We start from the raw sequence: 12702 nt of genomic DNA, 5'->3' as shown, positions 1-12702 counted from the left end.
CGCCTGCCGGATGAACGGTGGGCTTTTTTCCGGCCATTTGCCGTTTGGGGGAATCCATGTCGTCTGCGTTGCGTCCGCTGCAAGCCTTGCCCGTCCGTCCTACCCTGCTGGCCTTGTGCCTGAGCCTGAGCCTGGCCGCCCAGGCCGCGCCTGTGCAATTGGACCTGCCAGCGCAACCGCTGGCCCAGTCGCTGAGCCAACTGGCGCAGCAGGCGCAGGTTCAGTTGCTGTTCGATGAAGCGCTGCTCAGCGGTGCGCGTGCACCGGCCCTGCGCGGCGCCTTCGAGCCACAGGACGCCATCGCCCGCTTGCTGACCGGCAGCCGCTTCGCCCTGGTGCGCGTGGGCGAGACTTTCGTGGTGCGTCAGCACGAGCCTGTCGCACCTGGCGAAGCCGCACAGGCGGATAACAGCATTCAGCTCGGCGCCCTGAGCATCGTCGGCGACGGACAGCAGATCGGCCCGCAGAACGTCGGGCGTTCGACCCTGGACCAGGAACAGATCGACCGCTACCAGCCCAGCAACATCCCCAGCGTGATCGCCACCCTGCCCGGCGTGAACATGGGCGGCTCGGCCAAGCCGGGCGGTCAGACCATCAATATCTGGGGCCTGGGCGATGCCGAAGACGTGCCGATGACCGTCGATGGCGCGACCAAGAGCGGCTTCGAGCGCTACCAGCAAGGCACCGTATTCATCGAACCCGAGCTGATCAAGCACATCGAGGTGGAGAAAGGTCCGCACTCGGTCAAGACCGGCAACGGTGGCTTCGGCGGCAGCGTCAACATGACCACCAAGGATGCCGGCGACCTGCTTCAGGACGGCCGCAACAGCGGTGCCATGCTCAAGTACGGCTATGCCAGCAACGATCACCAGCAGGTGTACAGCTCCGCGCTGTTCGGGCGCAGCGACGACGGCCGTATCGACGGCCTGGCCTACCTGACCAAGCGTGACGGCGGCGACATGAAGCTGGCCAGCAACCTCCCCGATCCCGACGGCGCTTACCCGATCAATCCTACCCGCCTGCCCAACAGCGCGCTGGACCTGGAAGGCGCACTGTTCAAGGGCAACCTGCACGTGAGCGACGAACACAGCCTGGGCTTTTCCTGGTCGCGTTCGCAGAGCGAACGCTGGGCGCCGTTCTCTTCCACGGCCTATCCGACACCGCCGAGCGCCGCCAATATCCGCCGCTACGGCTACGCCGCCGCACTGACCCGCTTCCTGGCCAACCGCACCACCACCGACACCACATGGTCGAGCACCTACACTTATCAGCCGTTGGATAACCGTTGGGTCGATCTGGAGGTCAAATACTCCGACTCCGACACTCAGCAGACCGACGAGCGACCTGCGACCGCGTTCTTCCAGCCAGCCACCGGCGGGCGCAAGATGGATACCGAGTACCGCGACCGCATGCTTGCAGTCACCAACACCAGCCTGTTCGAGACGGCAGCGCTGGAGCACGCGCTGACGGTTGGCGCGCAGATCCGCCGGCACAACCGCGACACGCAGATGTGGATGCCTGGCAGCCTCTACGAAACTGCGCGCTACAACTACGGCCACTATCAGCCCTACTTCATGCCCAGCGGCACGGTGCGCAGCCAGGGCTATTACCTGCAAGACGCCATCACCCTGGGCGATGTCACCCTCACCCCATCGCTGCGCTACGACCAGGTGACCAACGACGGCAAGCCCAATGATGCGCCGCTGTACGACAACCCCGCCGCCGGCCACGACTACAGCGCCAAGACCTACCGCGGCTGGTCGCCGCGCCTGGCACTGTTCTGGAAGGTGACGCCCAATGCTGCACTGTTCGCCGACTACAGCAAGACCTGGCGCGCGCCGGTGCTCGACGAGCAGTATGAGGTGCAGGGCAGCGGCAGCCGGACCGCCACCAGCCGCGACCTCGACCCTGAACGCATCACCGCATTGCGCGTGGGCAGCGTGTTCGACTTCGACAACCTGCTGTCGGCCAACGACAGCGCCCAGGTGCGCACCACCCTGTTTCGCAACCATATCGAGGACGAAATCTTCAAAGCCACCGGCATCGGCTGCCCACAGCAGTTGCTCACCGGCGGCTCCATCGCCAACACCTGCGGCGGCGGCCTGATGTCCAACTACCGCAACATCGGCGATGTGGTGATCAAGGGCTTCGAGATCGAGAGTTTCTACGACGCCACCTACCTGTTCGGCTCGGCGTCGTTTTCCTGGATCACGGGTCGGCACCAGGGCGCCTACACCAACCCCTGGGGACCGGACGTGTGGGCCAAGGACATCCCTGCGCCCAAGTGGATCACCACCCTGGGCGTGAAGATTCCGGCCTGGGACGCACGGGTCGGCTGGACCGCGCAGTTCGTGCGCAAGACCGACCGCCTGCCCAGCGACCGCTACTACAGCGGACCCGGCAGTGTGCTGGGCGACCGCTACTACGACCAGTACGCCAACGGCCGCTATCAGATCCACGGTCTGTTCGCCAACTGGAAACCGCAGCAGGCCTACCTCAAGGGCACCGAGGTGAACCTCACGGTGGACAACCTGTTCAACGAGTCGGCCCGGCCTGAGCTGTCAGGGGAGAATGCGCTGATGCAGGGGCGCAATGCCAAGGTCAGCGTGACGCGGTTCTTCTGAGTGACGATACGCTCAGCCGGGGATCAGGCCGTCGGCACGCAGCAGGGTTTCCAGGCAGTGCTCCTGCACGCCGTAGAACGCCTTGAGCTGGGCGATCTTCTCCAGCAGCGCGGCGTTATCGCCGGCCTGGCGGCGCTTGACCGCCAGGATCATCTTGTTCTTGTTGGTGTGCTCCAGGGAGATGAACTCGAACACCTTGGTCTCGTAGCCGCAGGCCTCCAGGTACAGCGCACGCAGGCTATCGGTGAGCATTTCGGCTTGCTGGCCCAGGTGCAGGCCGTACTGCAGCATCGGTTGCAGCAAACCCGGGCTGTGCAACTGCGGGCGGATCTGCTTGTGGCAGCACGGTGAGCACATGATGATCGACGCGCCGCAGCGGATGCCGGTGTGGATGGCGTAGTCAGTGGCGATGTCGCAGGCATGCAGGGCGATCATCACCTCGATGGCCTCGGGCACCACGCTGCGCACGTCGCCGCACTCGAATACCAGGCCCGGATGCTGCAGACGCGCCGCGGCGGCGTTGCACAGTTCGACCATGTCCGCACGCAGCTCCACGCCGGTCACCTGCGCTTCGCGGCCCAGGGTGTGGCACAGGTAGTCGTGCATGGCGAAGGTCAGGTAGCCCTTGCCCGACCCGAAGTCGGCCACCCGCAGCGGTTGCGTCTGGGTCAGCGGCGCACTGGCCAGGGCATGGTCGAAGACTTCGATGAACTTGTTGATCTGCTTCCACTTGCGCGACATCGACGGAATCAGGGCGCCTTGCCCGTCGGTCACGCCCAGGTCGCGCAGGAACGGCCGCGACAGCTCCAGGTAACGTTTCTTCTCCCGGTCGTGGCCGCTGCTGGCCTGCTGGCTCGGCGCCTGGGCAGCGTGGCGCTGCAGCAGCGCCTTGCCTTTCTTGCTGAAGCCCAGTTGCACTTCGCCCTCGGCGGTGAACAGGTGAGCATTGCGAAACTGCTCGGGCAGCAGCTCGGCCACCAGCGTCAGCGCCGCGTCCAGGGGCAGGTTGCGGGTGATGTCGCGGGTCTGGTGGCGATACACCAGCGAAAGGCAGGCCTGGCCCTTGAGCTGCACCGGTTTGGCAATGATGCGCTGCAGGCTGCCGTCGGCCCCGACAGGGCGCGCCAGCACCAGTTTGAGCAGGTGCTGGCGGTGCAGGGCGTCGCTCAGCAGGCTGAGAAATTGGTCGCGGGCGTCCGGCGCAGGTGTGGCGGAAGACATGAAAGGAGCAGCCTCGAAAATGCGTGATGGCCGGCATTCTACAGGGTTTACCGGCCGGCGCCCGAGGCTCAGTCCAGGACCACCAGTTGATTAGTCAGTTGATTGCGCCGCCCAATCGAAGGCAGCGTGCGCCCCAGCAGTTCGCCACAGGCATCGATGCACTCGACGAAACCTTGCAGGGTGCTGCCTTGGTTCACCCGCTCGCTCAAACGCGCCACCAGTGCCGCACGGACGGCATCGTCGAGGTGTCGGGCGGTGCCTTGATCGGTAAGGATGGTGACGAAGCGCTCGGCCTCGCAGACGAAGATCAGCACGCCACTGGTGCCGGCGGTGCGCTGCAGGTGCTGCTCGTGAAACTGCTGCTGGGCGAAAGCGGCGGCGCGGCGGCGGCGCAGCAAGCGCGGTGCCAGGCGGGCGGCCAGCCAGGGCGTGCGCAGCAACAGGCAGAAGGCGACGAACAGCAGCACTTGGGTCACCAGCAAGCCGCGCAGGCCCGGCCAGCCAAGCAGCCACTGCAGCAGCGCCGGCAGCAGTACGGCCAACAGCGCGGCCCACAGCAGGGGCAGGTAAGGATAGTCGTCGGCGCGACGGGCCAGTACGGCCACCAGTTCGGCATCGGTGCGCTGTTCGGCGCGGGCGATGGCTTCGGCCACCTGGCGGCGTTGATATTCGTCGATGGGGATCATGCCCGGAGGTACTCGCTCGTTCTTATTGTCGTGGTCCCGGCGACGGGACGCCGGCAGTGTATCTCATCGGCACGCGCTTATAGGGCATAATCCGCCGCAGCCGCAGGGCGCAGTACGGCCAGCGCACCACAACAACAGTCGCCGCGAAGCCACAGCGGCGAGCGAATCGATGGATGATGGAATTGATGATGAAATTGCCGTTGCTGGGCCTGGCCATGGGCCTGGTCAGTCACGTGGCCCTGGCGGCCCCCTCCGCCCCGCCTCTGGAAGACAAGGCGGCCTTCATCGACCACCTGATCGGCCAGATGAGCGTCGAAGAAAAAATCGGCCAGTTGCGCCTGATCAGCATCAGTCCGGAAATGCCGCGCGAGAAAATCCGCGAGGAAATCGCCGCCGGGCGCATTGGCGGCACCTTCAACTCGCGCACCGCCCCGGAAAACCGCCCGATGCAGGACGCGGCGCTGCGCAGCCGGCTGAAGATCCCGATGTTCTTCGCCTACGACACCCTTCACGGCGAACGCACGATCTTCCCGATCAGCCTGGGCCTGGCCGCGACCTGGGACATGGACGCCATCGCCAAGGTCGGCCGCACCTCGGCCATCGAAGCGTCGGCCGACGCTCTGGACATGACCTTCGCGCCGATGGTCGACATTGCCCGCGATCCGCGCTGGGGCCGCACCAGCGAAGGCTTCGGTGAAGACACCTACCTGACCTCGAAGATCGGTCAGACCCTGGTCCGCGCCCTGCAGGGCAAGAGCCCGGCCGAGCCGGACAGCATCATGGCCATCGTCAAGCACTTCGCCCTGTATGGCGCCGTGGAAGGCGGGCGCGACTACAACACGGTCGATATGAGCCTGCCGAAAATGTACAACGACTACCTGCCGCCGTACCGCGCCAGCCTCGACGCCGGTGCAGGCGGGGTGATGGTGGCGCTGAACTCGATCAACGGCGTGCCGGCCACTGCCGACACCTGGCTGATGAACGACCTGCTGCGCAAGCAGTGGGGCTTCAAGGGCGTGACCATCAGCGACCATGGCGCGATCCAGGAATTGATCCGCCACGGCGTGGCCCGTGACGGCCGAGAGGCGGCCAAGCTGGCGATCAAGGCCGGCATCGACATGAGCATGAACGACACGCTCTACGGCCAGGAGTTGCCGGGTCTGTTGAAGTCCGGCGAAGTCACCCAGGCCGAGCTCGACCAGGCCGTGCGCGAGGTGCTCGGCGCCAAGTACGACATGGGTCTGTTCAAGGATCCCTACGTGCGTATCGGCAAACCCGACACCGACCTCAAGGACTACTACGGCGAAGACCGTCTGCACCGCGAGGCCGCCCGCGACGTGGCTCGACGCAGCCTGGTGCTGCTGGAGAACCGCGATCAGACCCTGCCGCTGAAGAAGGCGGGCACCATCGCCCTGGTCGGCCCGCTGGCCGACGCCCCCATCGACATGATGGGCAGTTGGGCCGCCGACGGCCGGCCCGAGCACTCGGTGACCGTGCGCGACGGCCTGCGCCGTGCCACCGAGGGCAAGGCCAAGCTGGTGTATGCCCGCGGTTCGAACATCAGCGGCGACAAGGCCATCGTCGACTACCTGAACTTCCTCAACTTTGCCGCCCCGGAAATCGTCGACGACCCGCGTCCGGCCGCCGTGCTGATCGACGAAGCGGTCAAAGCCGCGCGTCAGTCCGATGTCGTGGTGGCCGTGGTCGGCGAGTCGCGTGGCATGTCCCACGAGTCCTCCAGCCGCACCACCCTGGAAATCCCGGCCGTGCAGCGCGAGCTGATCAAGGCCCTGAAAGCCACCGGCAAGCCGCTGGTGCTGGTGCTGATGAACGGCCGTCCGCTGTCCATCGCCTGGGAGCGCGAGCAGGCCGACGCCATCCTGGAGACCTGGTTCAGCGGCACCGAGGGCGGCAATGCCATCGCCGATGTGCTGTTCGGCGACTACAACCCGTCGGGCAAGCTGGCGATCACCTTCCCGCGCTCGGTCGGGCAGATCCCGGTGTACTACAACCACCTGAGCATCGGTCGCCCCTACACCCCAGGCAAACCCGGCAACTACACCTCGCAGTATTTCGAGGAGCCTAATGGGCCGCTGTATCCGTTCGGCTACGGTTTGAGCTACAGCCAGTTCGAGCTGTCGGACCTGGCCCTGTCCAAGACGGCCATCAAGCGCGGCGACACCCTGCAGGCGGAGGTGACGGTGAAGAACACCGGCAAGTTCGACGGCGAGACCGTGGTGCAGCTCTATGTCCAGGACGTCAGCGCGTCCATGAGCCGCCCAGTCAAGGAGTTGAAGCACTTCCAGAAGGTGCTGCTCAAGGCCGGCGAAGCGCGCACCCTGACCTTCGCCATCAGTGAGGACGACCTGAAGTTCTACAACGGCCAGTTGCAGCATGTCGCCGAGCCGGGACAGTTCAACGTCCAGGTGGGATTGGACTCGCAAGCGGTGCAGCAGCAGAGCTTCGAGCTGCTGTAGCGCGCAGGTACCGCTCCTGCAAGGGATCTGCAGGAGCGGCCTAGGTTCGACACGGCCAACAGCCCCCCAGGACCCGCCCATGCCTTCATCACTGCGCGCCCTACGTCTGGGCCTGATCATCCTGCTGATCCTGATCGGCACCGCCCTGAGCGCCAGTTGGGCCATGCAGCACGCCAAGCGCCAGGCGATGCAGGCCGATGCACGGCGGGCCAGCGAACAATTGACGCTCTACGCCAATGGCCTGCACACACTGATCGAGCGCTACCGCGCCCTGCCCGCAGTGCTGGCGCTCGACCCGCAGTTGATCGACGCGCTGCGCGGCCCGGTCGGCGAACCCCTGCAGCGCGTGCTCAACCACAAGCTCGAACGCATCAACGGCGCGGCCAATTCCTCCACCCTGGAGCTGCTGGACCATACCGGACTGGCGGTGGCCGCCAGCAACTGGCGCCTGCCGACCACCTATGTCGGCTCCAACTACGGCTTTCGCCCTTACTTCAAGCAGACCCGCGTGCAGGGGCGCGGCAGCTTCTATGCTGTCGGCGTGACCAGTGGCGTGCCCGGCTACTTCCTCTCCAGCGCAGTCACCGACGAACAGGGGCGCTTCCTCGGTGCGATGGTGGTCAAGCTCGAATTTCCCGAACTGGAACGCGAATGGCGGCAAGGCAATGACGACGTGCTGCTGGTCAGCGACGCGCGCGGGATCACTTTCATCGCTAACCAGAATGGCTGGCGCTACCGTGAACTGCTGCCGTTGAGCGACGACGACCGCGCCGAACTGGCCCAGACCCGCCAGTACGACAAGCAACCGCTGATACCGCTGCCGCATCAGTTGCTCAGCCGCTTCGATGAGCGCAGCACGCTGCGCCGGGTGAAGGGGCCGGAGGGCAGCGCCGACTACCTCTGGGAAAGCCTGCCGCTGACCACCGAGGGCTGGACCCTGCACCTGCTGCGCAAACCCCAGGTGAGCGAGGACGCCCGCAACGCCGCCTTGCTCGGCGCGGCGGTGTGGTTGAGCCTGGCCTTTGCCGTACTGTTCGTCAGCCAGCGCCTGCGCATCGCCCGCCTGCGCCAACGCAGCCGCGAGGAGCTGACGCGTCTGGTGGAAGCCCGCACCCGCGAGCTGCGCACCGCCCAGGAAGGTCTGGTGCAGTCGGCCAAACTGGCCGCGCTGGGGCAGATGTCGGCGGCCCTGGCCCATGAAATCAACCAGCCACTGACCACCCAGCGCATGCAACTGGAGACCCTGCGCCTGCTGCTCGACCACGGTCGTATCGAACAGGCCCGCCAGGCACTGGAGCCGCTGGAACACATGCTCACGCGCATGGCCGCGCTCACCGGCCACCTGAAGACCTTCGCCCGCAACAGCCCCGGCGGGCTGCGCGAACGGCTGGACCTGGCCGGTGTGGTCGACCAGGCGCTGGAACTCATGGACACGCGTCTACGCAGCGAGCAGGTCGAGGTGGCGCTGTATCTGGCGCGCCCGGCCTGGGTGCGCGGCGATGCAATCCGTCTGGAGCAGGTGTTGATCAACCTGCTGCGCAACGCCCTCGACGCCATGCTTGACAAGCCTTACAAGCGCCTGGAAATCCGCATCGAAGCCGGCGACGGGCAGTGGCGCCTGAGCGTGCTCGACTCCGGCGGCGGCATCGCCCAGGCCGATCTGGCCAAGGTTTTCGACCCGTTCTTCACCACCAAGCCCGTGGGCGAAGGCCTGGGCTTGGGCCTGGCGATTTCCTATGGCATCGTCCATGAGGCGGGCGGTCAGTTGCAGGTCGACAATCTGCCTGGCGGCGCCCGCTTCACCCTGACCCTGCCCCGCGACCTGGAGCCTGCATGTTGAATTCAGTGATCGTCGTCGACGACGAAACGAGCATCCGCACGGCGGTCGAGCAGTGGCTGAGCTTGTCCGGCTTCAGCGTGCAACTGTTCGCCCGAGCCGAAGAGTGCCTGGCGCAACTGCCCCCTCACTTTCCCGGGGTGGTCATCAGCGATGTGCGCATGCCGGGCATGGATGGCCTGCAGTTGCTCGAACGCTTGCACGCACTGGACGCCGAACTGCCGGTGATCCTGCTCACCGGCCACGGCGACGTGCCCATGGCGGTGGACGCCATGCGCAACGGCGCCTACGACTTCCTGGAAAAGCCCTTCACACCGCAGCACCTGCTGGGCAGCTTGCGCCGGGCGCTGGAGAAACGCCAATTGGTGCTGGCCAACCGCGCATTGCACCAACAGGCCGATTTGAAGGAACGCCTGCAAGGCACCTTGCTCGGCATGTCGCAAGGCTTGCAGCAGTTGCGCCGCCAGGTGCTGGAGTTGGCCGCACTGCCGGTCAACGTGCTAATTCGCGGCGACACCGGCAGTGGCAAGGAACGCGTGGCGCGCTGCCTGCATGACTTCGGTCCACGCTCAGAAAAACCCTTCGTGGCACTGAACTGCGCCGCCATCCCCGAAGCGCTGTTCGAAGCCGAACTGTTCGGCCACGAGAGCGGTGCGTTCACCGGCGCCCAGGGCAAGCGCATCGGCAAGCTGGAATATGCCAATGGCGGCACGCTGTTTCTCGATGAAATCGAAAGCATGCCGCTGGCCCAGCAGGCCAAGCTGCTGCGGGTGATTCAGGAGCACACACTGGAACGCCTGGGTGGCAATCAGAGCATCCGCGTCGACCTGCGGATCATCGCCGCGACCAAACCCGATCTGCTCGAAGAGGCCCGCGCCGGGCGCTTTCGCGAAGACCTGGCCTATCGCCTGAACGTCGCCGAGCTGCGGCTGGCGCCCTTGCGCGAACGGCGCGAGGACATCCCCCTGCTGTTCGAGCACTTCGTGCGCACCGCCGCCGAGCGTCTGGGCCGCAGTGCCCCGCCGCTGTCTGGCGCGATGCTGGCGCAGTTGCTGGCGCGCGAGTGGCCGGGCAACGTGCGGGAACTGGCCAATGCCGCCGAACGCCATGCCCTGGGCCTGGACTCGACACCGGTCGAACCTGCGCCGGGTGCGCACTCGCTCAGCGAGCAAATGGAGGCCTTCGAGGCACAGTGCCTGCGCGCGGCGCTGCGTCAGCATGGGGGGGAAATCAAGGCGGTGATGGAAGCATTGCAGCTACCGCGACGCACGCTCAACGAGAAAATGCAGCGTCATGGCCTGACCCGTGAGGATTTTCTCGATCCTCAATGAGCGGATTATTGCCCACGACCGCGCTTGGATAAGCGGAAAACCGCTCATGACGGGTCATGCGTGCCATGTAGAGGTGCAGCGGGAAATCCTGCCAAGGCCTCAGCCACGAGGCCTAGCGCCCTGAAACGGCGCAGCGTGCTCCCATTTGGCACAGCTTCTGCAATCCCTTTTTCAAGCGCGACCCTGCGCGTCTCACAAAAACAACGAAAAAGGTATCCCCTGATGGATAACGCCACCACCCTGCCCACCGGGGCGGCCACTGCGCCCGCTGCCGAAAAGACCACCGCCAGTCGACTGAAATCGATCTTCAGCGGATCGATCGGCAACATGGTCGAATGGTACGACTGGTACGTCTACGCCGCCTTCTCGCTGTACTTCGCCAAGGCCTTCTTCCCGGCTGGCGACACCACCGCACAATTGCTCAATACCGCCGCCATCTTCGCCGTGGGCTTCCTCATGCGTCCGATCGGCGGTTGGCTGATGGGCCTGTACGCCGACCGCAAGGGCCGCAAGGCGGCGCTGATGGCCTCGGTCCTGCTGATGTGCGCCGGCTCGCTGGTCATCGCCTTGACTCCGGGCTATGAAACCATCGGCGTCGCAGCGCCCGTGCTGCTGGTCATCGCGCGCCTGATGCAAGGATTGTCGGTCGGCGGCGAATACGGCACTTCCGCCACCTACCTCAGCGAGATGGCCAGCAAGGAGCGTCGCGGCTTCTTCTCCAGCTTCCAGTACGTGACCTTGATTTCCGGCCAACTGATCGCCCTGGCGGTGCTGATCATCCTGCAGAACACCCTGACCACCGAGCAGTTGTACGCCTGGGGCTGGCGCGTACCATTCGTGATCGGCGCGCTGTGTGCAGTGGTGGCGCTGTACCTGCGCCGCGGCATGGAAGAGACCGCCTCCTTCACCAAGAAGGAGAAATCCAAGGAAAGCCTGATGCGCACCCTCATGCGCCATCCCAAGGAACTGCTGACCGTGGTCGGCCTGACCATGGGCGGCACCTTGGCCTTCTACACCTACACCACCTACATGCAGAAGTACCTGGTCAACACGGTGGGCATGAGCATCAGCGACTCGACGACGATCTCGGCCGCGACGCTGTTCCTGTTCATGTGCCTGCAACCGATCATCGGCGGGTTGTCCGACAAGATCGGTCGACGTCCGATCCTGATCGCCTTCGGCGTGCTCGGTACGCTGTTCACCGTGCCGATCCTCAGCACCCTGCACACCATCCAGAGCTGGTGGGGCGCGTTCTTCCTGATCATGGCGGCACTGATCATCGTCAGCGGCTATACCTCGATCAACGCGGTGGTCAAGGCCGAGCTGTTCCCCACCGAGATTCGCGCCCTGGGCGTGGGCCTGCCGTATGCACTGACCGTGTCGATCTTCGGCGGCACGGCCGAGTACGTGGCGCTGTGGTTCAAGAGCATCGGCATGGAGACCGGCTTCTACTGGTATGTCACCGGCTGCATCGCGTGCTCGCTGCTGGTCTACGCGACCATGAAGGACACCAAGCAGCATTCGCGCATCACCACTGACTGAGTGACAGTGCTCGGGGCCGGGGTCGCACTCGCGATTCCGGCCTGCGTTTCAGACCATTCCCACCCCAGCCAAGGCTTGGCACACTAGGCGCTTCGTTCATCCCAGAGGAAGGGCCGCGGCCCTGTACCGATGTACTACTACGAACCCGCCCTAGGCCACGGCCTGCCCCATGACCCCTTCAACGCCATCGTCGGTCCCCGCCCCATCGGCTGGATCTCCTCCCATGATCGCGACGGCCGCCTGAACCTGGCGCCTTACAGTTTCTTCAATGCCTTCAACTACATCCCACCGATCATCGGCTTCTGCAGCGTCGGTCGCAAAGACAGCCTGAACAACATCGAGCAGACGGGCGAGTTCGTCTGGAACCTGGCCACCCGCCCTTTGGCCGAGCAGATGAACCAGAGCTGTGCAGCGGTCGCGGCCGACGTCGATGAGTTCGACCTGAGCGGCCTGACACCCGCCGCCTCGAAGGTGGTGAGCGTGCCGCGTGTGGGCGAAAGTCCGGTGAACTTCGAGTGCAAGGTCACGCAGATCGTGCAGCTCAAGCGCGCCGACCAGGCGCTGGTGCCTAGTTGGTTGATCCTGGGCGAAGTGGTCGCCGTGCACATCGCCGAGCACCTGCTCAAGGACGGTCTCTATGACACCGCCGCCGCCGAGCCTATCCTGCGTGGCGGCGGCCCGGCGGACTACTTCGAACTGGGCAACCTGTTCCAGATGCGTCGCCCACAGGCCTGATCACCAGATCAGTTCACCCGCGTCATCGACGCCCTGCAGGCGCTCCAATTCGGCGCTGGCGACCGCATCGGTCGCCACTGCCGAAGCCAATACCTGGCCCTCGAGGATCTTGTGAAAACGCGGTGCACCGCCGCCGTTCAGGGCTTTCACCGCGATTGCCGGGTGATAGCCACCGCCCTCGGCTGGAACCATCGCCGAAACGGCTTCGAAACCTGGGAATTCTCTGCGTGCCATTACTGCCCTCCAGCA

The 12702-nt window shown here is 65.2% G+C and carries 9 protein-coding genes; 6 read left to right on the top strand and 3 right to left on the bottom strand.

The window, feature by feature from the left end:
* Positions 1 to 56 precede the first annotated feature (56 nt).
* Positions 57 to 2624, top strand: coding sequence for a TonB-dependent hemoglobin/transferrin/lactoferrin family receptor (locus tag GKC70_RS05835; protein ID WP_342650727.1), 2568 nt, complete (start codon positions 57 to 59; stop codon positions 2622 to 2624).
* Between the two features lie 12 nt (positions 2625 to 2636).
* Here GKC70_RS05835 and GKC70_RS05830 read toward each other — a convergent pair whose 3' ends face one another.
* Positions 2637 to 3845, bottom strand: coding sequence for an SAM-dependent methyltransferase (locus GKC70_RS05830; RefSeq protein WP_342650726.1), 1209 nt, complete (start codon positions 3843 to 3845; stop codon positions 2637 to 2639).
* A 68-nt stretch (positions 3846 to 3913) separates the two neighbouring features.
* The gene (locus tag GKC70_RS05825) at positions 3914 to 4531 is read right to left on the bottom strand and encodes a hypothetical protein (RefSeq protein ID WP_342650725.1); all 618 of its coding nucleotides are present in this window, start codon (positions 4529 to 4531) and stop codon (positions 3914 to 3916) included.
* 185 nt (positions 4532 to 4716) lie between these two features.
* On the opposite strand from GKC70_RS05825, the gene bglX reads away from it, so the two are divergent.
* The 5 genes from bglX (at position 4717) to GKC70_RS05800 (ending at position 12453) form a co-directional block, all read left to right on the top strand.
* Positions 4717 to 7008, top strand: coding sequence for a beta-glucosidase BglX (bglX, locus tag GKC70_RS05820; protein ID WP_342650724.1), 2292 nt, complete (start codon positions 4717 to 4719; stop codon positions 7006 to 7008).
* A gap of 79 nt (positions 7009 to 7087) precedes the next feature.
* Positions 7088 to 8848: an ATP-binding protein gene (locus GKC70_RS05815; protein ID WP_342650723.1), complete on the top strand. Its 1761-nt coding sequence runs from the start codon at positions 7088 to 7090 to the stop codon at positions 8846 to 8848.
* Entirely contained in the window at positions 8842 to 10176 is a 1335-nt protein-coding gene (locus GKC70_RS05810) for a sigma-54 dependent transcriptional regulator (RefSeq protein WP_342650722.1), read from the top strand. The genes GKC70_RS05815 and GKC70_RS05810 overlap by 7 nt, the downstream gene beginning before the upstream one ends.
* Before the next feature lie 222 nt (positions 10177 to 10398).
* Complete coding sequence (locus GKC70_RS05805) at positions 10399 to 11718, top strand: MFS transporter (protein WP_039579642.1); 1320 nt, start codon at positions 10399 to 10401, stop codon at positions 11716 to 11718.
* A 129-nt stretch (positions 11719 to 11847) separates the two neighbouring features.
* On the top strand, positions 11848 to 12453 hold the full coding sequence (locus tag GKC70_RS05800; RefSeq protein ID WP_342650721.1) for a flavin reductase family protein: 606 nt from the start codon (positions 11848 to 11850) through the stop codon (positions 12451 to 12453).
* Here the strand turns inward: GKC70_RS05800 and GKC70_RS05795 are convergent, their stop codons facing one another.
* Positions 12454 to 12687: a hypothetical protein gene (locus tag GKC70_RS05795; protein WP_342650720.1), complete on the bottom strand. Its 234-nt coding sequence runs from the start codon at positions 12685 to 12687 to the stop codon at positions 12454 to 12456.
* Positions 12688 to 12702 lie beyond the last annotated feature (15 nt).

This window comes from Pseudomonas sp. REB1044 (assembly GCF_038813925.1).
GTDB classification, from domain to species: domain Bacteria; phylum Pseudomonadota; class Gammaproteobacteria; order Pseudomonadales; family Pseudomonadaceae; genus Aquipseudomonas; species Aquipseudomonas boreofloridensis.
The sequence above is the reverse complement of the archived record's forward strand: the minus strand, read 5'-3'. Positions and strand labels throughout refer to the sequence as shown.

Coding starts and splice junctions, on each gene's coding strand:
- GKC70_RS05835 (WP_342650727.1), top strand. CDS start 57: ATGTCGTCTGCGTTGCGTCCGCTGCAAGCCTTGCCCGTCCGTCCTACC.
- GKC70_RS05830 (WP_342650726.1), bottom strand. CDS start 3,845: ATGTCTTCCGCCACACCTGCGCCGGACGCCCGCGACCAATTTCTCAGC.
- GKC70_RS05825 (WP_342650725.1), bottom strand. CDS start 4,531: ATGATCCCCATCGACGAATATCAACGCCGCCAGGTGGCCGAAGCCATC.
- bglX (WP_342650724.1), top strand. CDS start 4,717: ATGATGAAATTGCCGTTGCTGGGCCTGGCCATGGGCCTGGTCAGTCAC.
- GKC70_RS05815 (WP_342650723.1), top strand. CDS start 7,088: ATGCCTTCATCACTGCGCGCCCTACGTCTGGGCCTGATCATCCTGCTG.
- GKC70_RS05810 (WP_342650722.1), top strand. CDS start 8,842: ATGTTGAATTCAGTGATCGTCGTCGACGACGAAACGAGCATCCGCACG.
- GKC70_RS05805 (WP_039579642.1), top strand. CDS start 10,399: ATGGATAACGCCACCACCCTGCCCACCGGGGCGGCCACTGCGCCCGCT.
- GKC70_RS05800 (WP_342650721.1), top strand. CDS start 11,848: ATGTACTACTACGAACCCGCCCTAGGCCACGGCCTGCCCCATGACCCC.
- GKC70_RS05795 (WP_342650720.1), bottom strand. CDS start 12,687: ATGGCACGCAGAGAATTCCCAGGTTTCGAAGCCGTTTCGGCGATGGTT.